The organism is Nocardia bhagyanarayanae (genome assembly GCF_006716565.1).
Lineage (GTDB): Bacteria > Actinomycetota > Actinomycetes > Mycobacteriales > Mycobacteriaceae > Nocardia > Nocardia bhagyanarayanae.
The window spans coordinates 5,698,604-5,724,249 of sequence record NZ_VFPG01000001.1; the positions used below are offsets into that span (position 1 = coordinate 5,698,604).

24 protein-coding genes and 1 pseudogene are annotated in these 25,646 nt (G+C 68.5%); 15 read left to right on the top strand and 10 right to left on the bottom strand.

From position 1 onward, the window contains the following. Window positions 1-17 precede the first annotated feature (17 nt). Entirely contained in the window at window positions 18-1,364 is a 1,347-nt protein-coding gene (locus tag FB390_RS24950) for a CoA transferase (RefSeq protein ID WP_141811139.1), read from the top strand. Between the two features lie 67 nt (window positions 1,365-1,431). Here FB390_RS24950 and FB390_RS33725 read toward each other — a convergent pair whose 3' ends face one another. The 4 genes from FB390_RS33725 to FB390_RS24960 all read right to left on the bottom strand — a co-directional run bounded on the left by FB390_RS33725 (window position 1,432) and on the right by FB390_RS24960 (window position 3,370). Beyond that, window positions 1,432-1,752: a TROVE domain-containing protein gene (locus FB390_RS33725; RefSeq protein ID WP_342780448.1), complete on the bottom strand. Its 321-nt coding sequence runs from the start codon at window positions 1,750-1,752 to the stop codon at window positions 1,432-1,434. A gap of 366 nt (window positions 1,753-2,118) precedes the next feature. Further along, window positions 2,119-2,472, bottom strand: a complete 354-nt coding sequence (locus FB390_RS34760; protein ID WP_342780449.1) for an MFS transporter — start codon at window positions 2,470-2,472, stop codon at window positions 2,119-2,121. Beyond that, window positions 2,433-2,600: a hypothetical protein gene (locus tag FB390_RS34765; RefSeq protein ID WP_342780432.1), complete on the bottom strand. Its 168-nt coding sequence runs from the start codon at window positions 2,598-2,600 to the stop codon at window positions 2,433-2,435. Before FB390_RS34765 ends, FB390_RS34760 begins: the two co-directional genes overlap by 40 nt. Then, window positions 2,600-3,370: a hypothetical protein gene (locus FB390_RS24960; RefSeq protein WP_246124198.1), complete on the bottom strand. Its 771-nt coding sequence runs from the start codon at window positions 3,368-3,370 to the stop codon at window positions 2,600-2,602. Before FB390_RS24960 ends, FB390_RS34765 begins: the two co-directional genes overlap by 1 nt. Window positions 3,371-3,873: 503 nt before the next feature. Here FB390_RS24960 and FB390_RS24965 point away from each other — a divergent pair. Together FB390_RS24965 and FB390_RS24970 are read left to right on the top strand one after the other, a co-directional pair. After that, the gene (locus tag FB390_RS24965) at window positions 3,874-4,740 is read left to right on the top strand and encodes a hypothetical protein (RefSeq protein ID WP_141811141.1); all 867 of its coding nucleotides are present in this window, start codon (window positions 3,874-3,876) and stop codon (window positions 4,738-4,740) included. Between the two features lie 84 nt (window positions 4,741-4,824). Then, complete coding sequence (locus FB390_RS24970; protein WP_141811142.1) at window positions 4,825-5,442, top strand: TetR/AcrR family transcriptional regulator; 618 nt, start codon at window positions 4,825-4,827, stop codon at window positions 5,440-5,442. Window positions 5,443-5,558: 116 nt separating this feature from the next. On the opposite strand, the gene FB390_RS24975 is transcribed toward FB390_RS24970, so the two are convergent. The 3 genes from FB390_RS24975 to FB390_RS24985 all read right to left on the bottom strand — a co-directional run bounded on the left by FB390_RS24975 (window position 5,559) and on the right by FB390_RS24985 (window position 7,869). After that, window positions 5,559-6,323 (bottom strand): lysophospholipid acyltransferase family protein, encoded by a 765-nt coding sequence (locus FB390_RS24975; protein WP_141811143.1) that lies wholly within the window; start codon window positions 6,321-6,323, stop codon window positions 5,559-5,561. Between the two features lie 158 nt (window positions 6,324-6,481). Continuing rightward, window positions 6,482-7,126, bottom strand: a complete 645-nt coding sequence (locus FB390_RS24980; RefSeq protein WP_141811144.1) for a CoA transferase subunit B — start codon at window positions 7,124-7,126, stop codon at window positions 6,482-6,484. Further along, on the bottom strand, window positions 7,123-7,869 hold the full coding sequence (locus tag FB390_RS24985; RefSeq protein ID WP_141812014.1) for a CoA transferase subunit A: 747 nt from the start codon (window positions 7,867-7,869) through the stop codon (window positions 7,123-7,125). The genes FB390_RS24980 and FB390_RS24985 overlap by 4 nt, the downstream gene beginning before the upstream one ends. 203 nt (window positions 7,870-8,072) lie before the next feature. Here FB390_RS24985 and FB390_RS24990 point away from each other — a divergent pair, with 203 nt between their 5' ends. Together FB390_RS24990 and FB390_RS24995 are read left to right on the top strand one after the other, a co-directional pair. Next, window positions 8,073-8,852: an IclR family transcriptional regulator domain-containing protein gene (locus tag FB390_RS24990; RefSeq protein WP_141811145.1), complete on the top strand. Its 780-nt coding sequence runs from the start codon at window positions 8,073-8,075 to the stop codon at window positions 8,850-8,852. Window positions 8,853-8,868: 16 nt separating this feature from the next. Next, window positions 8,869-9,950: pseudogene (locus FB390_RS24995) on the top strand (acetyl-CoA C-acyltransferase). Between the two features lie 292 nt (window positions 9,951-10,242). Here FB390_RS24995 and FB390_RS25000 read toward each other — a convergent pair. Continuing rightward, the gene (locus FB390_RS25000) at window positions 10,243-10,974 is read right to left on the bottom strand and encodes a helix-turn-helix domain-containing protein (protein WP_141811146.1); all 732 of its coding nucleotides are present in this window, start codon (window positions 10,972-10,974) and stop codon (window positions 10,243-10,245) included. 375 nt (window positions 10,975-11,349) lie between these two features. Between FB390_RS25000 and FB390_RS25005 the strand changes: the two genes are divergently transcribed. From FB390_RS25005 to FB390_RS25040, 8 genes are all read left to right on the top strand, one after another. After that, the gene (locus FB390_RS25005; protein WP_141811147.1) at window positions 11,350-12,240 is read left to right on the top strand and encodes an NAD(P)-dependent oxidoreductase; all 891 of its coding nucleotides are present in this window, start codon (window positions 11,350-11,352) and stop codon (window positions 12,238-12,240) included. Next, entirely contained in the window at window positions 12,237-12,641 is a 405-nt protein-coding gene (locus tag FB390_RS25010; protein ID WP_141811148.1) for a nuclear transport factor 2 family protein, read from the top strand. Before FB390_RS25005 ends, FB390_RS25010 begins: the two co-directional genes overlap by 4 nt. After that, window positions 12,638-13,714, top strand: a complete 1,077-nt coding sequence (locus FB390_RS25015) for a maleylacetate reductase (RefSeq protein ID WP_141811149.1) — start codon at window positions 12,638-12,640, stop codon at window positions 13,712-13,714. Before FB390_RS25010 ends, FB390_RS25015 begins: the two co-directional genes overlap by 4 nt. Next, window positions 13,711-14,595, top strand: coding sequence for an intradiol ring-cleavage dioxygenase (locus tag FB390_RS25020; protein WP_141811150.1), 885 nt, complete (start codon window positions 13,711-13,713; stop codon window positions 14,593-14,595). Before FB390_RS25015 ends, FB390_RS25020 begins: the two co-directional genes overlap by 4 nt. Before the next feature lie 217 nt (window positions 14,596-14,812). After that, on the top strand, window positions 14,813-16,045 hold the full coding sequence (locus tag FB390_RS25025) for an MFS transporter (RefSeq protein WP_141811151.1): 1,233 nt from the start codon (window positions 14,813-14,815) through the stop codon (window positions 16,043-16,045). Then, window positions 16,042-17,193: a zinc-dependent alcohol dehydrogenase gene (locus FB390_RS25030; protein WP_246124199.1), complete on the top strand. Its 1,152-nt coding sequence runs from the start codon at window positions 16,042-16,044 to the stop codon at window positions 17,191-17,193. Before FB390_RS25025 ends, FB390_RS25030 begins: the two co-directional genes overlap by 4 nt. Before the next feature lie 187 nt (window positions 17,194-17,380). Beyond that, window positions 17,381-18,076 (top strand): DUF8020 domain-containing protein, encoded by a 696-nt coding sequence (locus FB390_RS25035; RefSeq protein WP_141811152.1) that lies wholly within the window; start codon window positions 17,381-17,383, stop codon window positions 18,074-18,076. A 796-nt stretch (window positions 18,077-18,872) separates the two neighbouring features. After that, complete coding sequence (locus FB390_RS25040; RefSeq protein WP_141811153.1) at window positions 18,873-20,471, top strand: MFS transporter; 1,599 nt, start codon at window positions 18,873-18,875, stop codon at window positions 20,469-20,471. A gap of 201 nt (window positions 20,472-20,672) precedes the next feature. On the opposite strand, the gene FB390_RS25045 is transcribed toward FB390_RS25040, so the two are convergent. Next, window positions 20,673-21,269, bottom strand: a complete 597-nt coding sequence (locus tag FB390_RS25045; protein ID WP_141811154.1) for a TetR/AcrR family transcriptional regulator — start codon at window positions 21,267-21,269, stop codon at window positions 20,673-20,675. Between the two features lie 175 nt (window positions 21,270-21,444). On the opposite strand from FB390_RS25045, the gene FB390_RS25050 reads away from it, so the two are divergent. Continuing rightward, entirely contained in the window at window positions 21,445-22,530 is a 1,086-nt protein-coding gene (locus FB390_RS25050; protein WP_185757276.1) for a nucleoside hydrolase, read from the top strand. Further along, complete coding sequence (locus FB390_RS25055; protein WP_141811155.1) at window positions 22,527-23,408, top strand: amidohydrolase family protein; 882 nt, start codon at window positions 22,527-22,529, stop codon at window positions 23,406-23,408. Before FB390_RS25050 ends, FB390_RS25055 begins: the two co-directional genes overlap by 4 nt. 155 nt (window positions 23,409-23,563) lie before the next feature. Here FB390_RS25055 and recD read toward each other — a convergent pair whose 3' ends face one another. Beyond that, on the bottom strand, window positions 23,564-25,462 hold the full coding sequence (recD, locus tag FB390_RS25060) for an exodeoxyribonuclease V subunit alpha (RefSeq protein WP_141811156.1): 1,899 nt from the start codon (window positions 25,460-25,462) through the stop codon (window positions 23,564-23,566). Window positions 25,463-25,646 lie beyond the last annotated feature (184 nt).

Genomic DNA, 25,646 nt, shown 5'->3' on the forward strand with positions numbered 1-25,646 from the left:
CCGCTAGTCTCGATCTGGTGAACGCGCACGCACGGCTGGTCCACGACTACGAAGCCGGAATCGGAGTCCCCGCTTCCGACATTACGCACTCTCCCGATCCTGGCAGCAATCTTGCTGCGACACTGCCGGTATGGTCACTGGCCGCGGGATCGGTGGCCGCCGTGGCTGCCGCGGCCAACCGCTTGCGCGACGCGCACGGGCTGGCTCCGGTGCCGCACCGGATCGATCCGGAACGGATCACCGCCGCGTTCTCCAGCGACAGCCTGCTCCGCGCGAACGGCCGCCAGGTATCGATGTTCGCCGATCTATCCGGATTCTTCCCCACTTTCGACGGGTGGGTGCGCACCCACGCCAACTACCCCCACCACCGAACCCGCCTGCTCGCCGCGCTCGGTCTACCGGAGGACGCGCCTCTCGATCTCGCGGTCGCCCACATCGCCATGAGCCGCGCCTCCGACATCGAGGACAATGCCGCGGCGGCGGGAGCGATCGCGGTTCAGGTGCGCACCGAGGACGAGTGGGCCGCGAGTCCGCAGGCGCACGCCGCGGCGTCCGGCCCGGTCGTCGCCATGGAACCGCGCCAGGACCGCGCGGGAGCGCAATTCCGTTCCGACGCAACGCCGTTCCAGCCGTTGCGCGGCGTGCGCGTGCTCGACATGACCCGGGTGATCGCCGGGCCGGTCGCCACCAGGACGCTGGCGCTGCTCGGGGCGGAAGTGCTGCGGGTGGATCCGCCCTGGCTACCCGAGATCCCGTGGCAGTACGCCGACACCTGCCAGGGCAAACACTCCGCGCTCGTCGACGTGCGCGCCCAGTCGGCGGTGTTCCACGATCTCCTCGCCTCGGCCGACGTACTCGTCAGCGGGTATCGGCCCGGTGCGCTCGAGCACGCCGGCCTCACCACCGCCGTGCGCCCCGGCCTGGTGCACGGCCGGGTCAGCGCGTGGGGCGAGTCCGGTCCGTGGGGTTCGCGCCGCGGCTTCGACAGCATCGTGCAGGCCGCCACCGGCATCTCGATCCTCGAGGGCGCGCCCTCGGTGCCGGGCGCCCTGCCCGCGCAGGCCCTCGACCACGCCTCCGGCTATCTGCTCGCCGCGGGCGTGATCGACGCGCTGGCCGCCCGCACCTACGACGGCATCGGCCGCGACGTGCGAGTCTCCCTGGCGCGCACGGCGTCCTGGTTGCTGACCCACCCGGCCCGCACCCTGCAGCACGGCCCGGCCACGGCCCCCAACCCCGAGCTGACCGTGCGCCACGGCGCTCTCGTGACCGCCGCGCCCGTCTTGGCGGAGTACCCCGACTACGCCTGGCCCGCACCGCAATTCGGCGCTGGTGCGCCCGCCTGGCCGGTGCGCACCCGGTAGGCGCACCGCGTCGCGGCAGCTGGCGCATCAGCGTCGTCTGCGGAATTCCGTTGTCCAGCAGCGCCTCTCACACGACGGGCTGGTCGAGCGCGGCGTCGGGCAGCATCTCCCAGGACAACCGGTACGCGCGCACCAGATCCGGGATCTCGCGCGCAGGCGCGGCCTGCGCCCGGTGGTAGCCCTCGATGAGCCGCAGCCCGTCCAGGGACGCTTCGCGGCCGCAGATCCAGTCGAACAGGCGTTTGCGGTCCGCCTCCGCGGTATCCGGGTGCGCGAGCCGCAGCAGGTCGCGGTGCGTCCACCCCTCGCGCTGGCGGTACTTCACCACCTGGAAGGCGAGGTCGTCGACGGACTTCTCGACGTACCAGTCCGCGACGGCGCGGCGCAGCCTTACGGCCCCAGCCGCGGAACTGCTCGACGTGCCGAAGGTTCGCTATCGCTGTGTGACGGGGTCTCGCCGCCAAGGCGGTGGTGATCAGCGCCAGCGTCGCAACCGACACGATGGCGATGTTGAGGGCAGTCCCGGCGACCTGCAGACCCCACAGGTCCGCGGCGAGGCCTTGGCCGATGACCGGTACGGAGGTGGCCAGATAGGCGACGACGAAGTAGGCCGAGACCACTTCCGCTCGGCGGGTGTCGTCGACCGAGGCGAGCAGAGTGGCGAAGCCTTTGCTGAACGACAGGCCCTGGCCGATGCCGCACAGCGTGGCACCCATGACCATCAGAGCGCACTGCTGGACGGTCAGCGCGGCGATCAGGACCAGCCCGCCAGTGGCCAGCAAGGCACAGCCGATGACGATCGCGACCGCGTTCGACAGCGGACGGCCCAGGATCTGCGCCACGGCCGAGACCAGGAACAAGATAGCGATGACCAGTGCCCCGATAGCAGGCAAGCGATCATCAACTGCCAGATCGGCCCGGCGGTCAGGAACACCACAGCGCCGCTGGAAGCGATCGCGATACCAGCCAGCAGCAGCGGGCGGCGACCGAATTCGTCGGACCACCGCCCGAACACGAGCAGCGCCGCGATCACGCCCAGAGCGTAGGCGGCGAAGATCGTCGTGGTAGTCAGGGTTCGAAGCCCATGCGATCGGCGTACAGGCCATATAGCGGCGTGGGCATAGTGGCGCCGGCCATGACGACCGTGAACGCGAAAACGGTGACCACGAAGGGAACGAGGCCTGCTCTCCGCCGCATCGGGGCGGCGGATGTGGCGGCTTCGGCGGTCAGGGTCATCACGCGGCGGCGTAGGGTTCCGAGGCGATCAGCCAGTTGCTGAACTCACAGGCCAAATGCCACTGATGCTGGTGGATGTTGCGGGCCGGAACCGCGGCGGGAAACTGCACCGTCATCATCGCATCGAGAACCCCGTTGGTGTCGCGGAACTGGTGGCGGACACCGCCGATCACGAGACCGTCGTCGAGGTAGGCGGTGCCGACGATCTGGATCGGGTAGTCCGGGTCCGCGGGGATCTCGATAGCTTCGGTGCGCTGGTAGTCGACGAGGAACCGCGACGCAGCCGGGGCGCCACCGGTGGTTTCGACGACCTCCTGGCGACCATCGCCCAAGCCGCGCAGCAGGTAGTGGTCGGGGCAAGCGGCGTTCATCGTCTTCTCGTCGTTGATCACGACCAGGTTGTCGAACCATTCACCGAAGCGCTGGGCAGACAAACCGGGTACCTGCAGACGAGTGGCGGCGAACTTTACGCGACCCCGGCTCATCGCGACCCCGGCCCTGGTCATTCGCTCCGAGAAGGCGATCTCCCGCTTGAGCATGGCGTACATGCCAGCATGCCCCAACCCGTACTTGAGTGTGTTCAGCGCGGTGCGGCGAGTCGGCAGCGGAGCACGACGCACCTCGGCATGGTCGGGAAGCAGTTCATCGATCCCGAGATCGCCCAGCCGCGAGGCAAATTTGGCGAGCACGGCGTCGGCGCGGCGCGATTCCCAGTCCAGGACCTCCTGCCGGGTGACTTCCCGTGCGCCGATGGTCGCTCGGAGATTCACCGGATTGATCATGAGCAGCTCTGCCTTCCTAGGTCGTTGGCGACCGACACCCACCAGTTAACGCCAATAGAACTTGCATTAAGAGTGCTCCCCCGGCACCGCCGACCGCAAGTCCTGTCGCCGCCGAGGGCGCAGAACGCAGGCCTTGACCGACCATAATGAGGCACGCGTCACGGCTTGCCGCATCGACGCGACCACTGCCAGCGCCAGACTTCGACGCATACATCCAGGCACCACACCACGCCCCGATGAGGCGTTTTTCGGTGGCTAGCCGCTCGGTCGACCGGTCATGCCCCGTCACATCCCCGGAGGATATGGACACACAAAAGCCAATATTTCTGGCGTTAGTTATGCACAAGACGTTGACACCATGATGCAGGTAACCGATGCTTGGTTAACGCAGGATTTGCTTGCGTTTACCCGATGGGCTCGTGACGTGCCGACAATGCGCGAACGAGCAAGTGCCCGAGAGGAATTGGTCAATGCTGACCAGGAGAAGCTTTATGATCCGCGCCGCAGGCACCACGGCTGCCGCAGCCGTGGCCGGCACGTACATGGGTAGCGGGAGCGCCTTCGCAGCACCACCGGGTCAGTCCGTCGGAGCCGAGTTACGCACCTTCATCGACGGCAACCTGGTCGATCAGGCCAAGGTCATCGAGTGGGAGCGACGGCGGCTGTCGGTGGCTGCCGCGCGGTTGCGCACGGACTACGCCGGCATGCTGGTCGGCGAGCTCGACTCGTTGCTGGCTCGGCTGGAAGTCTCCGTCGACGACATCCCCGCCGCGCGCGCGGCGCTCGCGCAAGCCCGGGTGCTGATCGGCCCGGATGGTTTGCGCGAACTGCTTGCCGGAGAACTCGTCGCTTCCGAGGCTGCGGCCCGGACCGGGGTGGCCGCCTCAGGTGGGCGCTGGCAGTACTCCATCACCGAGATCGCCAGCGATCGAGGCACCGCGCAGGGCTTCCTGGACTGGTTCGACCGGGCCCGCGTGAACAACGATCGCGCCGTGTGGACCGACGCGTGCCCGGACCACTACATCATCGCGACCCTGCCCGACGGCCGCCAGGAGGTCATCGAGGTGACCGGCGGCGCCATGCTGGCCAGCCAGTTCTTCGTCGACTACGCCGACGTCGCCAAGGTCATGGTGCCCACCGATGCCGCGTTCCCGCTCACCGTCGCCGGTGTGGCGTCGCTGGCCGACGGATTCGTCATCGGCGGTGTGCGCCACCAGTTCCGCGACGAGCCCGGTGGAGGTTTCCGCAGTCAGCTCAAGGTCGCTTTCCCCGCCGCGCTGCCCGAGCTCTATATCGCCGAACACCGGTGGCACCTCGCGTGCGAGTTCGGCAACTGGATCAGCGCCTACCTGCGCTGACCGACCGGCCGACCGACGCCGAGCCGATTGTTGGCGACGGTGAACATTGGGCGTATTCGAGTGTGGTCGAGTAGAACTTGGACCATGGACCAGCAGCGAACCGCAGAGGACTCTGCCAGTTCCCCGGCTCCGCGCAAGCGGACCGGGGGCCGGTCGGCGCGTGTGCGTCAGGCCGTGCTGACCGCCACCCTCGAGCAGGTGATCGAGCACGGCATCGAGGGCCTGACCATCGGCGATATCGCCGCCCGCGCTGGTGTCGCCGAGACCACCATCTATCGCCGGTGGGGTACCCGCACCACGTTGATCGCCGAAGCGCTCACCGAGCTGGCCGCTGCTGGCAACCCCGCGCCCGATACCGGCGATCTGCGGACGGACCTGCGGATACTCGCCGAGCAGGTCACCCACTTGATCGAGCAGCCGGGAATCGCGCGCGTGGTGGGTACAACCGTCGCCTTGTCCTCGGATCCGGAGGTCGACACCGCTCGCCGCCGGTTCTGGGACGAACGCTTCGAGAAGAGCTCGCAGGTCGTGACCAAGGCGATCGCACGGGGTGAACTGCCCGAGCACACCTCCCCTCGCGAGGTACTCGAAACGCTGTCCGCGCCGCTGTACTTCCGGCTGCTGGTAGGCGACAAACCCATCGACGAAGCGTTTGTCGCGCGCTGTGTGGACGACACCTTGGCCCTGCACCGAGAACGTTGATGTCGGATGTGAGCGCTCTCGACACTCCCGGCAACGCTCGCCGACATGCAGAACGGGCCCGCCAGAACGTATCCGGCGGGCCCGCGGTTGGCTGCTCACCTGCCTGGGCGCTGTTCTTACCGACCACCCGAGTCGGCCGGGCGGGCCCCGAGACCGATCTGCTCCCCAGCTGTCTCGCGCAGGCGAGCGACGCCGTCGGTCAGCCGTTGGGAGATCATCGCTGTCAGTGCACTGACATCGGTGTCGTCGTCGACCTCGATCGGTGGGTGCGCGGTGACGAAGTGCTGGCTGCGCGGAAGCAGCTGGAATCGCCTCTGATAGAAGTCGATCGAGCGCTGTACACCCCATTGCGAGATCGGGACGACCGGAACGCCGGGGTTCAGTTTCGCCAGTCGCGCGGCACCAGTCTTCATGGGACCGGGCATACCGGCAGGGTCGCGGGTAATGGTGCCCTCCGGCATGATCACGACCACCCGTCCCGACTGCAAAACCGCAGATGCGGCTCGGAAGGCTTCACTGGGCTCGGCGGCGCGATCGATCGGGATCTGTTCGGCCGCCCGCATCACCACACCGGCCAACCCGACGAATACTTCGCGTTTGGCGAGGAAATGCGGACTGCGGCCGACATCGACGAGGAACCGCGCGATCAGCAGCGGGTCGACGTGGGACACATGATTGCACACGATGATTGCCGGGCCCGCGCTCGGCACATTCTCGATTCCGCGGTAGCGCGTCGACACCAGCGCGCGTACCGGGGGATGCGCTGCGAGGTAGACCGCATTCCACCACGGGTTGAAACTCTCGCCCGTGTGCACTCGCCAGGGCCAGCGGTATTCTCGGGGCGGTCGGGCCGTCGGGTCGGTTCCCGCAATGTTGTTCATCTGTCCTCGCGAATGCAGCGACACGCGCCGGCCTTTCCGCGGCAGGTCGGTCGGTAGTGGAGTTGTTCGTCGGCCGAAGGGCCCGGCCGCGTTCGACGCCGGCCGACGGACCCGGCCCCGCCCCCTCGGCGGGGCCGGGTGCGTCGCGGCTCGTACGTTCAGGCCAGAGCCAGGGCGACCGTGAAGTCGGCCCCGGTGGCGGCCCGGATCTCGGATTCGCTGACACCGGGCGCGGTTTCGACCAAGTGCAGCCCGTCGGGGCCGATGTCGAACACGGCCAGGTCGGTGATGATGCGGTGCACGCAGCCCTTTCCGGTCAGCGGCAGGCTGCACTGTTCGACGATTTTCGGTTCGCCGCTGCGCGAGCAATGCTCCATCATCACGATGACCCGTTTCGCGCCGTGGACCAGATCCATCGCCCCGCCCATGCCCTTGACCATCTTGCCCGGAATCATCCAGTTCGCAAGGTCACCACGGGTGCTGACCTGCATGGCGCCCAGCACCGCGACATCGACGCAGCCGCCGCGGATCATCCCGAACGACTGCGCGGAGTCGAAGTAGGTCGCGCCGGGCAGGACGGTGATCGTCTCCTTGCCAGCGTTGATCAGTTCGGGGTCGACTTCGTCTTCGCTCGGGTAGGGGCCGACACCGAGCACGCCGTTCTCCGAGTGCAGCACGACAGTGACGTCGTCGGGCAGGTAGTTCGGCACCAGGGTGGGCATCCCGATGCCCAGGTTGACGTATTGGCCATCGCGCAGCTCGGCGGCCACGCGCGCGGCCAGTTCCTGGCGGGTGAGACTCATGCGCGGACCGTCCTGTTCTCGATGCCAACCTCGACGCGGCCGACGTGCACGACTCGCTGGACGTGGATGCCGGGGGTGTGGACCTGGTCGGGGTCGAGTTCGCCGGGTTCGACCAGTTCTTCGACCTGGGCGATGGTGATGCGCCCGGCCGCTGCGGCGGGCGGGTTGAAGTTGCGCGCGCTGCGCCGGTAGACGAGGTTGCCGTGCCGGTCGCCCTTCCAAGCGTGGACCAGTGCGAAGTCGGTGACGATCGCCTGCTCGAGCACGTAGGGCACGCCGTCGAAGACGCGGGTCTCTTTGGCCGGGCTGGCCAGCGCGATCCCGCCGTTGCCGTCGTAGCGCAGGGGCAGCCCACCTTCGGCGACCTGGGTGCCGACGCCGGCTGGAGTGTAGAACGCGGGAATCCCCGCGCCACCTGCGCGCATGCGCTCGGCCAGTGTGCCCTGTGGCGTCAGTTCGACTTCGAGTTCGCCGGCCAGGAACTGGCGGGCAAACTCTGCGTTGGAGCCGACATAGGAGCTGGTTGTGCGGCGGATCCGGTGGGCCTCGAGCAGCACGCCGAGGCCGGAGCCCGCGGTGCCGCAGTTGTTGCTGACCACCTCAAGCTCGCTGGCGCCCTGGGCGAGCACGGCGTCGATGAGCGCCTGTGGCACTCCGACCAGGCCGAACCCGCCGACCGCGAGCGAGGCGCCGTCGTGGATATCGGCGACGGCTGTGGCTGCCGTCGCAATGACTTTGTCGATCACGCCAGCAATAGTAGACGACACGTTCGTAATGCGTACACTCGTTTGTATGGCGAACACACAGGTGGCGCAGTGACCGGCAGAGCACGCCCAGCTGCCGCCGTGTCGCAGGGCCGCCCCGTAGCCTCGAGCCCGATCTGATGGACCGTCATCCGCCGCGGGTGGATGCCATCGGGTTCAATCACGAAGGAGCTGGGCCAGTCATGACCGAACCGTCACCGGAGTACGTGCAGTCCCTCGGACGAGGCCTGGCCGTCATCCGATCGTTCGACGCCGAGCATCCTCGGCGCACACTGAGCGAGGTCGCCGCAGCCACCGACTTGACACGCGCGACCGCGCGCCGGTTCCTGCTCACCCTGGTCGACCTCGGCTACGTGCGCACCGATGGCAGCCAGTTCTGGCTCACACCAAGGGTTCTCGAACTCGGCTACAGCTTCCTGTCCAGTCTGAGCCTGCCCGACCTGGCGGGCCCGCACCTCGAGGCGCTGGCCGAGAAGGTCCGCGAGTCCACCTCGGTATCGATCCTGGACGGCACCGACATCGTCTACGTCGCCCGCGTACCGGTCAGCCGGATCATGACGGTCTCGATCAGCATCGGCACCCGCTTCCCTGCCTTCGCCACCTCGATGGGCCGGGTCCTGCTCGCCGACCTCGACCCCCAGGCGCTGGAGCGCTACCTGGCCGGGGCCGACCTCACCCCGATCACGCCCAGCACCATCACCACCGCGGCACACCTGCGCGCCGAGCTGCAACGGGTGCGCGCCGAGGGCTACTGCGTCGTCGACCAGGAACTCGAACACGGCCTGCGTTCGATGGCAGCCCCGATCCACGACCGGCACGGCACCGTCGTGGCCGCGGTGAACATCTCCACCCACGCCGCCCGCTACAGCCTGGCCGAGGTCCACGATCGCCTGATTCCCGCGCTGCTCGAGACCAGCGCCGCCATCGAGCACGACCTGACACAGATCCGCTCCAACACCTGATCCACGAGGAAGATTCATGCCCGAAGCTGTCATCTGCCACCCCCTGCGCACCCCGGTCGGACGGCTCGGTGGTGTCTTCAAAGACCTCACCGCACAAGACCCGGCCGCGACCGTGATCACAGAACTGATCACGCGCATCGGCCTGGCCGCCGAACACATCGACGCCGTCATCCTGGGCCAGGCCTCACCCAGCGCCGAGGCACCGGCGATCGGACGCATCGCCGCCCTGGACGCGGGCCTGGGCGTGACCGTGCCGGGCCTCCAGGTCGACCGACGCTGCGACTCGGGCCTGCAAGCGGTCCTGCAGGCCTGCATGCAGGTCCAGTCCGGTGGCAGTGATCTCGTGCTCGCCGGCGGCGTGGAGTCGATGAGCGGCACCGAAGTTCTACACCGACGGCATCCGCTGGGGCGTCCGCGGTGACGGCCCGGTGCTCCACGACCGCCTCGCCCGCGCCCGGATCACCGCTGGAGGCAAGAACTTTCCCGTTCCGGGCGGCATGATCGAGACTGCGGAGAATCTGCGCGCACAGTTCGGTATCACCCGCACCGACCAGGACGCACTGGCTGTGCAATCGCATCAGCGTGCGGTCGCCGCACAGCGCGAAGGCCGCTTCGACACCGAAATGGTGCCCGTGGCGGTGACACAGCGACGCAAAGAGCCGCTGCGGGTCGCCCTCGACGAGCATCCTCGCGCCGACACCGATATCCACGCCCTGGGCCGTCACCGCCCGATCCGCTCGGCGGCCGATCCCGACTCCACGGTCACCGCCGGCAACTCCAGCGGCCAGAACGACGGCGCGGCCGTGTGCGTGGTGACCACGCCGCAGCGCGCCGCGGCGCTGGGTCTGCAGCCGATGGCGCGGCTCGCGTCCTGGGCGGTTGCCGGCGTGGAGCCTGCCACGATGGGCATCGGGCCGGTCCCGGCGACCGAAAAAGCGCTCGCGCGACTGGATCTCACGCCATCCCGTCGGGGCCACCGGCGCCCGGATCCTGGCGACTCTGCTGCACGAACTGACCCGCCGCGGCGGGCGCTACGGTCTCGAAACGATGTGTATCGGCGGCGGACAGGGCCTAGCGGCCGTGTTCGAACGGGTCTGACCTGCTCGGTGGACCCCGTCGGCGGCTAGGTTCTGCGTGGAGATGCCGGACCTAGCCGCGCTTGCGGCTTGCGCGCACCACGACCGCTCCCGCGCGTCGTACTCCACCGGCTCGAACGTGGCGAAGCCCAGCTCACGCGGCGCTTTCAACGCATCGTGGGTGTTGTAGGTGCTCGACTCTGCCTGCACGCCGGTCACCGCTCGGAGGAGCTGCGAAATGTCGTGACCGGCCGTCGACGTCGCAGAACAAAGGGTGCCGACCGGTGCATGCGCTACGCCCTCGCTACGCACGCCTAGGCGTCGCGACCGCCCACGGGCGGTCGCGCGATGGAACCGCTGAGCAGATCCAGCGCGTCGACAGCGCTGTTCACTCGAGGTGAACCCCCCGCGGTCGGCTCCCCGAGCTGGGCGGCGACCCATTCCCGGCTCGGGCCGGACTCATGGCGCCCGGAGACGAACCACACCCCGCGCGCGGGTCGGTCGGACTGGTTGACGTACATGTGCGGGCGGGTGGAGTCGAACCAGAGCGAGTCACCGGCGCCGATCGTGTACTTGTCGAACCCCAGCAGCAGCGTGAGTTCCCCGGAGAACAGGTAGGCGTACTCGGTTCCGGAGTGCCGCATCGGCATCCGGTCGACCGAGCTCGCGGCTCCGGGTTCATAGGTGACCAGCAGCGCATCGACGTCGGAGTCCGGCCCGACCGCGAGCTTCTCCCAGCGGACCCCGTTGGCCATCTCGAGCACGGGGTTGTCAGTACCGCGCTGAACAACCTGTTCAGCGGCGCTGTCGGGCGATTCGGCAGCCGGTTCGGTCGTGCGCCCATGCTCGATCCCGAGCAGTTCGTCGAGCGATACCTCGAGGTGGTTGACCAAGGCGTAGAGGGTGCTCACCGAGGGTTGGGACTTGTTGTTCTCGATCTGGGAGAGCTGACTGGCCGAGATCCCGACCGCGGACGCCACCGCCCGCAGGCTCGACCCGCGATCCTGGCGCGCCTGCTTCAGCGCCGGCCCGATCCTGTCCTGCATCAGCAAACCCCTGTCTGCTCATCAACTATCAGCGAACAATAGCGTTTCACCAACAATGAACATACCCGCCGAACTCCGAGCGGGCGCTCCGCTACCCCAGCTTCCCTAGCAGGGCTGACAGCGCGCGCCAGCCCATTTGTCCAGGACCCCCTCCCGTGAAGATTCGGTGTCATAAAACACCGGCCCGATAGTGGTTGACATCACTCACGTCATGTTCAATGATACTGAACATATCCGGTGGCGGTTCTCGCCCCGTTCCCGTCATCGACGACGAAGGAGTCTCGTGTCTTCCCCGCATGAACACACACCTCCGATCCGGCGGCCGCGGTCTGTCCTCGCCTCGATCGAAATCGCCCGTGCAGAGCAGGGCTCGACATGTTGATCGGATTTGCCGGCTTGGGCCGGATGGGCAGGCCCATGGCCACGCACCTGGCCGCTGCCGGGCACACCGTGCTCGCCTACGACCCGGTCACCGAGCAGGCGCCCGCGTCGGTGGGATTGGTCGACACCGCCCAAGCGCTGGCCGCCACCGAGATCTCGATCAGCATGCTGCCCGACTGCGCGGCGACCCACGCACTGGTCACCGAGGCGTTGACCGACGTCGCCCCCGGCCACCTGCACATCATCATGGGCACCGTCGGCCCCGCGGTCGTGCGCGAGCTGGCGGCGCTGTCGTGGATCGACGTCGTCGACGCACCCGTCTCGGGCAGCGTGTCGATGGCCGAGGCCGCCACGATCACCACCATGGTCGGCGCCAGCGCCGCACAGTTCGACCGAGTACAGCCGGTGCTGGCCGCGATGACCGCCAGGCAGTTCCACGCGGGTCCGGCCGGTGCCGGTTCCACCGCCAAACTCGCGGTCAACGCGGTGCTCGCCGGCTTGAGTCAGGCTGTGGCAGAAGGTGTTCTCCTCGCCGAGGCAGGTGGCTTGGACCCAGCCATTTTCTACGGGATCCTCACCAACAGCGCCGCCGGCGCACCGTATGTCGGCTACAAGCAGCAGGCCTACCTCGCCCCGGAAACCACTCCCGTCGCCGCCCCGGTCTCGCTGATCCGTAAAGACCTCGGCCTGGCACTGGATCTGGCCCATCGCCATCACCTCATCTTGCCCGGCGCCGAAGCGGCCTTCGGTGTACTCGACGAGGCCGTAGCAGGTGGACTGGCTTCGGCCGACATGGCCGAGGTCCTCACCGCCTTGCGCCGCAGCAACGCCTCGGCGTTGCCCGAAATCCCCTCCCCCGCATTGCATACAGGAGCACTCTCATGACCGGCGACACCCTCGCCACCGACACGATCGTAGCGACCATCGCCGCGCTCGAGGATGCACGCTACACCGCAGTACTGGCCGGAGACATCGACGCCTTCGCCGCCCTGGCCCACCCCGATTTGATCTACACCCATTCCAACGCCGTCGTCGACACCCTCGACAGCTATCTGGACAAACTCCGCAGCGGGTTCTACGTCTACCACCGCATCGACCACCCTGTAAACCGGATCGCAATCGTGGGCGATACCGCGGTCGTCTCCGGAGAGATGCATGCCGACATCACCGCGGGCGGAGTCCGCAAACAGCTCGGCAACCGCGCGCAGGCGATCTGGGTACGCCAGGGCGATCAGTGGCTGCTGCTGGCCTACGGTCCCACCGTCATCCCCGGGGAGCCCCGATGAGCACCTTCACCTACGACGGCCTGCCCGGCCGCATAGTCTTCGGCTCCGGCACGACCAGCACCCGGTTGCTCAGAGAACTGGATTTGCTGGGCGCTGAGCGGATTCTGCTCATCGCCTCCGACACCGAAGGTGAGCTCGCCACCGGGATGTGTGCGCCGTTTGCCGACCGTGTCGCTGCCACCTTCTCCCAGGTCCGCCCGCATGTTCCGGTCGAGGTGGCCGAACTGGCCCGCAAGGCCGCCACCGAAGCCGACGCCGATCTGGTGCTGTCGGTGGGTGGTGGATCCACCACCGGCACCGCCAAAGCCGTCGCCCTGACCACCGGCTTGCCCATCCTCGCGGTCCCGACCACCTACGCCGGATCCGAGGTCACCCCGGTGTGGGGCATGACCGACCGCGGCCGCAAGACCACCGGTACCGACCGGCGGGTCCTGCCGAAGACCGTGGTCTATGACCCCGATCTGACCACGTCGCTGCCGGTGCCGCTGTCGGTCGCCAGCGGCCTCAACGCCGTCGCCCATTGCGTGGAGGCGTTCTGGGCGCCGCGGCGCAGCCCGGTCTCGAGCGCCGTGGCCGAGGACGGCATCCGCCACCTCGTTGCCGGTCTGAGCGCTGTCGAGACCTGCCCGACCGGTCGGGCCGCCCGCGGTGACCTGCTGCTGGGCGCCTACCTGGCCGGGTCGGCGTTCGCCGTGGCCGGATCGGGTCTGCACCACAAGATCTGTCACGTGCTCGGCGGCGCCTTCGACCTGCCGCATGCCCAGACCCACGCGATCGTGCTGCCGTACGTGCTGGCCTACAACGCCCCCAACGCTGTCGAGGCGTCCGACCGCATCGCCCGGGCACTGGGTCGACCCGACATCGTCACCGCGCTGCGTGAACTCGGAACCGGGCTCGGCGTTCGCGGCGGCCTGCGTGATCTCGGCATGAGCGAAGCCGACATCGACACCGTGATCGACGACATCACCGCGATCGCCCCCGCCGACAACCCCACCCCGGTCACCGACGACGGTGTGCGCGCCATCCTGCGCGGCGCGTGGGCCGGAGACGATCCGGTGGAGACGCCACGATGAGCACCGACAACACGCTCGCCACGGATCGGGAAGCCGCGGTCACCGCCGAGGTGCTGGCCGCCTTCGCCGAGACGGCCGATCCCCGGCTGCGCGAGGTGATAGGCAGCCTCGTCGAGCACCTGCACGCCTTCGCCCGCGACATCCGGCTCACCGAGTCCGAATGGGCTGCCGCGATCGAATTCCTCACCCGCGCAGGACATATCACCGACAGTCGCCGTCAGGAGTTCATCCTGCTCTCCGACGTGCTCGGGCTGTCGATGCTCACGGTCGCGATCAATGAACCCCAGGCGCCCGGCGCCACCGAGGCCACGGTCTTCGGCCCGTTCTTCGTCGACGACGCCCCGGAAATACCGCTCGACGGCGACATCGCCCAGGGCGCATCGGGTGTGGCGTGCTACGTGTCGGGCGAGGTGCGCTCGGTGACCGGAGAACCGATCCCCGGCGCACGGATCGAGGTGTGGGAAGCCGACGACGATGGCTTCTACGACGTCCAATACCCCGACGGGCGCACCGCCGGGCGCGGCTGGCTGAGTTCAGGCACCGACGGCGAATACCGTTTCTGGTCGGTGCTGCCGGCCCCGTACCCGATCCCGCACGACGGCCCGGTGGGCGATCTGCTCACCGCGACCGGCCGGGGCCCGATGCGGCCCGCGCATCTGCACTTCATGGTGACCGCGCCCGGGTTCCGGAAGTTGATCACCCATATTTTCCTCGCCGAGGACCCCTACCTGGCCTGTGACGCGGTGTTCGGTGTCAAGGACAGCCTGGTGGTCGACGTGTCCTGGCACCACGACACCGCCGCTCCCGACGGCTCTCACCCCCAGGGCGATTGGACGAGTATCGTTTTCGACCTGGTCCTCGCCCCACACGGCGACCAGTAGCCCCTCACCCCGCGGCAGTTCTTCCGGACGGCACAGCCGCCGGACATTAGCGACCGCGCCCCTCGTGGCCCGGATCGGACGGAACAACAAAAGCTCCCTCCAGCATGCGCTGGGGTGCGTGTTCCACACCCCGCGAGGCGAGGTTCGTCGCCAACCGCGATTCGAAGATCACCGCTGCCCGGGAACGATCCCAGCAGCTCACACTGGAGGTACAACGATGCGACGTACACGTTGGATCGTGCTCGGCGGGTGTTTCCTCGCCTATCTGTTCGACGCGCTCGAGATCGTCTTGCTGTCGATGGGTCTGCCCGCCATCCGCAAGGACATGGGCCTGACCGTGACCCAGGGCGGCCTGCTGGCGACCGCGACCCTGGTCGGTATCGGTGTCAGCAGCGTGCTGGGCGGCTACGTCGCCGACAACTTCGGCCGCAAGAAGGCCCTGCTCGCCTCCCTGTCGACGTTCGGGGTGTTCACGGCCGCCATCGCAGTCGTGCCGAACTTCGAAGTCTTTCTGCTGCTGCGGTTCCTGGCCGGTATCGGGCTGGGCGCGGTGTGGAGTGTGGTCTCGGCCTATGCGGTGGAGACCTGGCCGGAGCAGCATCGGGGTCGCGCTGCGGCGTTCGTGATCAGCGCGTTTCCTGCCGGTGGCGCGATGGCGGCGACCATTTCCGGATGGTTCCTGCCTGATTGGCGGCTGATGTTCCTGGTCGCCGGCGCCGCGGTCGTGCTGCCGGTCGCAGTGGTGGCGATCTTCTTCTCCGAGTCCGCGTCCTGGGTCGAGCAGAAGGCTTACAGCAGCGGCGATGTCGTCTCGGTCCGTGACGTTCTCGGTTCCTCGCTGCGCCGCCGGACCCTGCTCGGCACCCTCATGGCAGCGCTGGCACTGTTCGGATACTGGGGTGCGATGACCTGGCTGCCGACTTATCTCACCACCGAACGCGGCCTCGACAAGGGATCGGTCGCGCTGTTCGTCACCATCGTCAACCTGGGAATGTTCGCCGGCTACAACGGATTCGGCTACCTGGCCGATCACATCGGCCGCCACCGCACCATCGTGATCACGCTGTTCGGTGTCGCGGCGACGCTGCCGATCTACGCGCTCACCAGCGACCTGACCGCCCTGTTGTGGCTGGGGCCTCTCTTCGGCGCGTTCACCGCCTTCTTCGGTCTGTTCGGCTCTTACCTCGGTGAACTGTTCCCGACCCGGGCCCGCGCCACCGGTGCCGGATTCTGCTTCAACGTCGGTCGTGGTGTCTCGGCGCTGGCCCCGTTCATCCTGGCCGGACTGGCCGCCAGCATCGGCTTCCAGGGCGGGCTGGTTGTCTGCGCGGGCTTCTTCGCCCTCGCCGCGGTGGTGGCGCTGCTGCTGCCCCGCACCGGCGCCACCACCGACGAGCCCACCTCCACGCCGATCGCCGACCCGCGCGACGACGCACCCGCCACGGTGTGACCGCTGGGTCCGGGCCCGTCACCGGGTGGGCCCGGACCCACCCGCGATCTCTTCTTCATTCCTCAACGACGAAAGACGACGCTGTGCCATCGACGATGCAAGCCGCTCTCTACCACGGACCCCGCGACATCCGGATCGAGGAGGTCGAGATCCCAGTCCTGGCCACGGGCGAAGTCCTGGTGAAGGTGCTGCGGTCGGGGATCTGCGGCACCGATGCCGGCGAGTGGATCGCGGGGCCGAAAGTCTTTCCCGTCCGCCAGCGCCACCCACACAGCGGACACCTCGGACCGATCATCCCCGGTCACGAATTCGTCGGCGAGATCGTCGAGGCGGGCCCGCGCCCCACCCTGCTGCCGGGAACCTTGGTCGCCAGCGGCGCCGGCATCTGGTGCGGTGAGTGCCGACGCTGCCGCCAGGGTCGCACCAACAAATGCGTGCGCTACCGCACGCTCGGACTCAACGTCCACGGCGGAATGGCCGAATACGTCGCCGTGCCCTCGGCCACCCTGCGCCCCCTGACACCAGAGATGACCCTCGATCACGCCGCGCTCGCCCAGCCGCTGGCCGTGGGCATCCACGCGGCCCGCCGGGCCGGTACCGTCGCCGGTGATCGCGTCGTGGTGATCGGCGCAGGCGCGATCGGCTCGTTCGTCCTGGCCGGACTGCGTCATCTCGGCGACTTCCAGATCGCCGTGGTCGACATCGCCGCCTCCCGGCTGGCGCGGGCCAAACGCCTCGGCGCAGACATCACTGTGACCGCCTCCGCCGCGCTCGCCGATGAACTCACCGATGCCTTCGACGGCGCCAATCCCGATGTGGTTATCGAGGCCAGCGGCGCACCCGGCCAGCTGGCGCTGGCTCTGGAGCTGGTCACTGACGGCGGCCGTGTCGAAGCAGTCGGGATTCCGAAGCAAAAACCCGAGATCGACCTGCACTCGATGATCTTCCGCGAGATCACCCTGGAGACGACCCTGGCCCACATCTGCGATACCGACCTGCCGGCCGCGCTGCACATTTTGGCCCAAAACCCACTGCTGGGTCAGGAATTCGCCGAGACCCCGGTCGGGCTGGCACAGCTGGGCGAGAGCCTGGACCGCCTCGCCACCGGACAGGTCGAAGGAAAGATCCTCATCGACCCCACCGCGTGACGCCCGAACCAGCACGGCCTGCCACTGCCAGGAGCCGGGGTCACAGGGAACCTGCGCTCACACATGACCACCACCGCGCACTGCCGCGCGACGCCGAAAACGAACACCCAGGCCAAGGCAAATGGGGGTGCAACCTGCCGAAGACTCCGCCGACCGACCGGTCGGCACTGAGAAAACAAGGAAAACGATGAGGAAAACCGTTATCACCTCGGCCCTTCTGGCCACCGCCGTGAGCCTGAGCTGCGCCACCGCGCACGCCGAGTCCGCGCCGGGATCTATCGGCTACCACGCCGAGCTCACCCCGACCTCCGCCGTGATCGAAACCGATGCCGGCACGGCGATCACTGCCACCGACGGGGTGCTCAGCATCCGACCCGAGAACGGCGGCCCCGTTCTGGCCGGTGCCGAATTGTCCTTCCGCGTCGACGATTTCATCTTCCCCATCGAGGCACAGATCCAGGGCACCCGCGCCGTGCTCACCCCGCAATTCGACCTCGCCCACGCCACCTACCGGCCCGTGGCGCTGCCATATGAGAACCAGGCTCCCTGGAAGAACGAGTACGAGCGCGAACAGGCCGCCTGGAGCCGCATGACCTCCACGATCACCATGGGCGCCACCGTCGGCACCCTGGTAGGCGGTCTCAGCGGGGCCGCGGCGGGCTGCCTGCTCGGCGGCATCGCGGGGGCGACAGTGGCCGCCGCCGCGATCATCGGCCTGTTCGGCGCGTTCCTGCCCGCCGCCGCAGTCGGCTGTATCGGCGGCATCGTCGCTGTCGGCGCACTGGGAACTCTCGCCGGCCAGCTCCTGGTGACCGCTCCGGTCGCCGTGATGGCTGCCGTGCAGTACTTCACGACGATCAACCAGCCCGCCCCGGTCAAATAAATAGCCGGTGAGGTCCGGGGCCGTGGCCATGCGGCCAGGACCCCGGTCCCGTGTCAGTCCAGTTCGTTCGCTCTTACTCGAGCCCGCCGGGGGCACGAATCTGCGACCGGTAACCACAGCAGGTACACGACCGCCCCTGTCGCACCGGCGTCAGAATCCAGGACCCAAAACGGGGGGTACGCGCGGGGTCAGACACAGAAATAGCAGGTCAGGCCCGGTCTGAGACCGGGCCTGACCTGCTATTTCTGTGAGCTAAGGGGACTCGAAACCCCTGACCCCCACTCAGGAGTTCTAGTTGTCTCGTGATCGCCGCTGGGTCCGCCTACCGTTGGTAATCGGCTTCGATCACCAACCGGCCACCCGAAACCGCAGGTTGTTCCCGTTCCGTTCGATGTGCCCCGCCGCGGGCACGAACCTGCGACGGACGACCGCCAGGCCGTTCAACTGATTGGAAGTCTGGCCCGGAAACTTTGGTGTATTCCTGGTTACACACCGCGAGAAAAGAAGCAGGTCAAGCCGAGCTATCGGGCTTGACCTGCTGTTTCTGCTCCCCCATCTGGACTCGAACCCGCAACCGCTCCATTGAAAGTGGTAACCGACCGACTCCGGCCCGCCCCTTCGGATTGCCAATGCACCGAACTGTAGGGCTCCGGCCCGATCGCACGCCACTGAATAAATCTCCTTCCCGCGACCCAGTGGTACCGCACATCGACGCGCCCGGCCGACCGCGAAAAATCCTTTGCGCTCGGTGGCGCGCGGGCGATGAAATGTGAGTTCACCCGTCGTCTGCACACACATGACAGCCATCGACATCGGCACGCCGGAAGGAACTCGCACCGTGGACATCGTCGACGAGAGCGTGCGCGGCGAGACCCCCGCGCTCGCCGGACGTACCGAGTGGGTGGGCCTGCTGGTGCTCGCGCTCGCCTGCCTCGTCTACGCGATGGACCTCACGGTGCTGCACCTCGCGGTGCCGATGATCAGCGCCGACCTGCATCCGACCAGCTCGCAGCTGCTCTGGATCATCGACGTCTACGGCTTCATGGTGGCCGGTCTGCTGATCACCATGGGCACCCTCGGCGACCGGATCGGCCGTCGCCGCATGCTGATGATCGGCGCGGCCTCGTTCGCGGTGGTCTCGGTGGTCGCGGCGTTCGCGCCCACCGCCGAGGCGCTGATCGTCTGCCGGGCGCTACTCGGCGTCGCGGGAGCCACGCTCGCGCCGTCCACCCTGTCGTTGATCTTCAACATGTTCCGTGATCCACGGCAACGTTCGGTGGCAGTGGGCGTGTGGGTCGGCGCGTTCTCGGCAGGCGGCGCGGTGGGGCCGATCTTCGGTGGCGTGCTCTTGGAGAACTTCTGGTGGGGATCGGTGTTCCTGCTCGCGGTGCCGGTCATGGTGCTGCTGCTGGTGCTCGGCCCGAAGGTGCTTCCCGAGTTCCGCGACCCCGAGGCGGGGCGGCTCGATCCGATCAGCGCCGCGCTGTGCGTGGGAGCCATGATCGCGGTGGTGTTCGGCATGAAGAAGATCGCCCAGGACGGTGTCGGCATGGCGGCGCTCACGGGCCTGATCGGGGGCGCCGCGCTAGGCGCGCTGTTCGTCCGGCGTCAGCTCACCAGCGCCGATCCGATGCTGGACCTGCGGCTGTTCCGGTTGAGCCGGTTCCGGGTCGCGCTGCTGATCAACATCGTCGGCATCTTCGTCGCGTTCGGCTACTTCCTGTTCGTCGCGCAGTACTTCCAACTGGTGCTCGCGATGTCACCGCTGGCGACGGGTCTGGTGATGGTGCCCTCCGGTATCGGGTTCATCGTCGGATCGCAGCTGGCGCCGCGGCTGGTCCAACTGGTGCGTCCCGCCTACCTGATCGGCGGCGGACTGACCATGGCCGGTATCGGGCTGCTGATGATGACGCAGCTCAGCGCGTCCGGCGGATACGGTCTGGCGCTCGCGGCTTCGGTGATCTCCGCGCTCGGGCTGGCGCCGGTCTTCGGCATCACCACCGAACTCATCGTCGGGGCCGCACCACCCGAGCAGGCGGGCGCCGCCTCGGGCGTCTCCGAAACCGGCGCGGAATTCGGCGGCGCGCTGGGCATCTCGATCCTAGGCAGCATCAGCATCGCCATCTACCGCGGCGACCTGTCGTCCTCGCTGCCCGCCGGGCTGTCCGAGGCGGACGCCGGGTCGGTCCGCGACACCTTGGGCGCGGCGGTCCACGTGTCGACCCAGGTGCCGACGGCCCTCGGCGAATCCGTGCTCGCGGCGGCGCGCGAAGCATTCCTGCACGGTGTGCACATCACCGCGGCCATCGCCGGTATCGCCGCACTGGCCATCGCGGTGGTCTCGGTGCGCAAGCTGCGCGATATCCCCGCAGGGCCGTTGACCCACGACGAGTGACGGTCCCGGCGGTGGGAATCGGCCGGGTCCATCGCCCCACGGGGACTACAGGTTCAGAGACGCCACCCCTGGCATTCTTGCGCAGCGTGCACAACAGCGGCGCGAGCAATGCCGCGTCAGTCCACGGTCGATCGACGGGAGAGAAATGGTGGCTGCGAAAGGTTTCGCAGCCACCATTCGACTCCCGTCGGATCCATTTCTCTATCGAGCGGAGTCAAAGGGCGGTTCGGGCGCGTCGGCCAGCGCCGCCAAGGCGGTCGACAGGGTGGCTCCGTCCGGTAGCGCGCCGTCGGGGTTGATCAACCAGAGCACCGAAAGACCCTGGGTGAGCGCGAAATAGAGTTCCCCGATCGCTTCGGCCTGCCGCTGGGTCAGATGCGGGTGGGTTTCGCGCAGAGTGGTGGCCAGGTCGGCGGTCGCCTGCGGGAGGCTCTCGGACATGAACCGCTGCGATTCCGGCGACCGAGCCATGCGCAGCAGGTTCTCCATGCTGGCCAGCATGCCTTCGCGATTGGCGGCGAACACCGCGGGCAGTCCGTCGATCATCGACGCGAAGGCCTCGGGCATCGGACGCCCCTTCGTCGCCGCGATCAGCTCACCCATGCTGTCGCCGATGCCGGTGCCGAGCGCTTCGGCCAGCGCCTCGGTGATCAACCGGTCCTTGGAACCGAAGTGGTAGCCGATGGCGGCCAGGCTGACCCCGGCCGCGTTCGCGATGTCGCGAGCGGTGGTCTTGGCCACGCCGCGCTCCATGATCGCCTTGCGGGCTCCGGCCAAGAGGTCTTCACGGTTTCCCATGCGAGCCAGAGTACGGCATGTCTCAGACGTATGTCCTAGACGTCCGTTCAATAGCAGAGGCCTCGATGAGGGAGCCGCGGTTGCCCGAGCATCGCCACGCGCCTCCGGCCGCACCCGGGGCACTGGACGGAGCGCGCCCGGCGGAGTCGATTACTGTCGAATCGTGCGGCAGAAGATGATCGTGGACGTCGATACCGGAATCGACGATTCGCTGGCCCTGCTGTACCTGCTCGCCTCCCCCGAGGCGCAGATCCTCGGTATCGCGGCAACCGCGGGCAATGTGCCCGCCGCGCAGGTAGCCGCCAACAATCTCGCGTGGCTGGATGTGTGCCGGGCGCCGGAGATCGAGGTCGCCCTCGGCGCGGCCGAACCGCTCGCCATCCCCTTGCGCACCACCGAGGACACCCACGGCCCGCAGGGCCTCGGTTACGCCGAACTGCCCGTGGCCCGGCGCGCGTGCTCGAACCGCACGGCCGCGCAGATGTGGGTGGCTTTGGCACGCGAACATCCCGGCGAGATCGTCGGCCTGTGCACCGGCCCGCTCACCAATCTCGCGCTGGCGCTGCGCATCGAACCCGAGTTGCCGCGACTGCTGCGCCGGTTGGTCATCATGGGCGGCGCGTTCAACCATCCTGGCAACACCACGCCGACCAACGAGTGGAACGTGCACGTCGATCCCGAGTCGGCCAAGGAGGTGTTCGACGCCTTCTCCGCCGCCCCGCCGGATCGCCGACCGGTGGTGTGCGCCCTCGACATCACCGAGACCATCGAGATGTATCCGAAGCACCTGGCGCTGCTCGCCGAGCGCGCGCTCAGCCACCCCGCGGAGACGGTGTCGGAGGACGACGTGCCGGGCACCCGATCGGCGGCGTCGAATCCCGTTGTGCGCCATGTGTCCGACGCCGTGCGGTTCTACTTCGAGTTCCACCGCGCCTACGACCAGGGCTATCTCGCGCACATGCACGACCCCTTCGCCGCCGCGGTGGCCCTCGACCCGACCCTGGCCCGCACCAGGCCCGCGACCGTCGACGTCGAGCTGACCGGCGCCTTGACGCGGGCGACGACGGTGGCCGACTGGGTGGGCATGTGGGGACGGGAACCCAACGCGGACATCGTCGTCGGCACCGACCCCGAGCTGTTCTTCGATCGGCTCATCGCCCGAGTCGGCGATTTCGCGAAGGACCTCTATCCCCCCTCGGGAGAGCCGCGCATGACGCACGCTCAGCCCGCTTCACACCGCCCGACGAAGGACCCTCGGTGATCGACGACGACAATACCTACCTCGCCGACTTCCGCGCGCGACTCGACCTGCCCGGAATCATCGACGTGCACACCCATTTCATGCCGGAACGGGTGCTGAGCAAGGTGTGGTCGTACTTCGATTCGGTGGGCCCGCTGATCGGCCGAAGCTGGCCCATCGCCTATCGCGAAGACGAGCAGGTGCGACTGAAGACGCTGCGCGACTTCGGCGTTCGCGCGTTCACGTCGCTGGTGTACCCGCACAAGCCGGAGATGGCCGCGTGGTTGAACGACTGGACCGCCGAGTTCGCCGCCCGCACCCCCGACTGCCTGCACACCGCCACCTTCTACCCCGAGCCCGGCGCGGCGGACTACGTCGCGACCGCGCTCGAACGCGGCGCGCGAGTCTTCAAAGTGCACATCCAGGTCGGCGACTTCCCGCCCGGTGACCCGCTGCTCACCCCGGTATGGGGACTACTGGAGGACGCGGGCGTTCCGGCGCTGATCCACTGCGGGTCCGGACCCGCACCCGGCCGGTTCACCGGTCCCGAGCCGATCGCGGAACTGCTGCAACGCTTTCCGCGCCTGCGGCTGATCGTCGCGCACATGGGCACCCCCGAGTACGCGCAGTTCCTCGACCTGGCGGAGCGGCACGACGGCGTCTACCTCGACACCACGATGGTGTGGACCGATTTCAGCGAGGCGGACGCGCCGTTCCCCGTCGCCGAGTACGGCCGCGTGCGCGAGTACGGCGAGCGCATCCTGTTCGGCAGCGATTTCCCGAATATCCCTTACAGCTACGGCCACGCCATCCAAGCCCTCGAGCGTCTGGAACTCGGCGCCGATTGGGTGGGGCGGGTTTGCTATCGAAATGCGGCGGATCTCTTTTCGCTGAGCTGATCCAGCGTCGCTGCGCAACCCACGCCGTGATTACTGTTCAGCGCATGTAGCGCCGAGTGCCGAGGACGCGGACGTCGTTGCTATCGCAATGTCGCCGATCTCTTCTCGCTGAGCTGATTCGACGTCGCTGCGTGAGCTGCTCTGGTGTCTACCTTTCAGCGGGTTTCGCGCCGGGAGAGTCCGCTGGCGCGCAGCACCCGGCGGTCCACTGCCGCGCGGATCGCCTCGTCGGTGCCGATGATGCGCACGTGCTTGCGGGCCCTGGTGATCGCGGTGTAGAGCAGTTCCCGGGTGAGCAGTGTGGATTCGGGTTCGGGCAGCACGACGGAGACGGTGTCGTACTGACTGCCCTGGCTGCGGTGGATGGTCATGGCGAAAACCGTGACCACCGCGGGGAATTGGGTCGGGTGCACCAGGTACGGCTCGCTGCCGCGCTGGAGGGCGGCGCGCAGCGATCCGTCGGGCATGCGGACGATGACGCCGGTGTCGCCGTTGTAGATGCGCGCCTCGTGGTCGTTGGCGGTGACCAGCAGCGGCTGCCCCGGATACCAGGCCGCGTAATGCGTGTCGGGTCCCGCGCCGGCGGCCGCCGCCCAGTCCGCGGCCATCCGGTCCCAGCGCTCCACGCCGAACGGGCCCTGCCGGTGTGCGCACAGCAGCCGGTGCGATTCCAGCGCCAGTAGCGCACCGGCGGCGTCGCCGTCGACCGCGGCCTCGGTGACGGCCCGCGCCGCCCGCACCACGTCTCCGCGCACCGGCGCGGTGTCCTCCGGCGCGCACAGCGACAGCTCGGGACCACCCGCGCGCAGCAACTCCAGCGCCGCGTCGGCGTCGCCCGCGCGCACCGCGACGGCCAGATCGGCGATCCGCCCGCCGAAGCGCCGCCCCCTGGTGAGCCGGACGATGCCGCCGCGCAGCCGCGTTCGCTCCAGCGGCGTGAGCGCCTCCGCGTCGTGGCCGGGCTCGTGCACGCCCGCACCGATGATCTCGTCGAGCACCGGATTCGGTTCGCCGACAACGGGTCCCGCGACCAGATCGGCGAGCACCGCGCCCGCGTCCACCGAGGCGAGCTGGTCGGGGTCGCCCACCAGAACCAGGCGCGTGTCCGGGCGCAGCGCGGCGAGCAGGCTGCTCATCATGGTGAGCGACACCATGGAGGTCTCGTCGACCACGATGACGTCGTAGGGCAGGCGGTTGAACTCGTGGTACTTGAACCGGGTGCGGCGCCCGCGCTGCCAGCCGAGCAGGCGGTGCAACGTGGCGGCGGTCAGCTCGGGCAGGCCCAGGTCGCCCGCCTGTTCGCGGACCGCCTCCTGTAGCCGCGCGGCCGCCTTACCGGTCGGCGCGGCGAGCGCGATACGCAGCGCGGCGGCCTTGGGATCGGCCCTGCGGTGCGCTTCGAGCAGCGCGAGGACGCGGGCGATGGTGTGGGTCTTCCCGGTGCCCGGCCCGCCCGCCACCACGGTGGTCCAGTGTGTGGCGGCCAGCGCGGCGGCGAGGCGCTGCCGGTCGGGTCCCTCGCCCAGGGGGCTGTCGAACAGCCGGTCCAGTTCCCGGCGCACGACGGGGACGTCGATCTTGGGGTGGGTCGCCGCGCGTTCGGTGAGCACCCGCCGGATGGTCTGCTCCTGCTGGTAGTAACGGTCCAGGTAGAGCAGGGGGCCGGCGTCGTCGCCGCGTTGCGGCGGCACCAGCCGCAGCGGGCAGAGCGGACCCGCGGGTCCGCCGCAGACCAGCGGACTGACCTTCAGCGCGGCCGTCACCGCCGCGATGTCCGGCCACGGCAGGGTCGCCGGGTCGACGCCCGCCCCCGCGTCCCAGTCCTCGTCCGCGTCGACGCCGATCTCGCGCATCCGGTTCAGCTCCAAGCACACCGAGCCCGAGCGCACCGCCCGCACGGCCAGGGCCGCCGCGAACAGCACCTCCTCGGAGTCCTCGCGCCCCAACCGCCCGAGCCGCAGCGCCACGTGCACGTCGGCCGCGGACAACACACCGGCCTCGTTGAAGACCCGCAGCAGCCCGGTGCCGCGCTGCGCCAACTGAATCGACGTCATGATGCCTCCCCCGCGCTGTCGCGCCGACCCGACCGCGGAGCGCACACGGCGGCCGGTCGCAGGTCCCACGCACCGAGGACCGGCGTGAACCGCGCCGCTGCCGAATTCTCGCCCCACGACGGTCCATCGGCCCCGTTCAGGACCCGCAACATTCCGAGCCCCCGCCGCCCCGATCGAATCGACG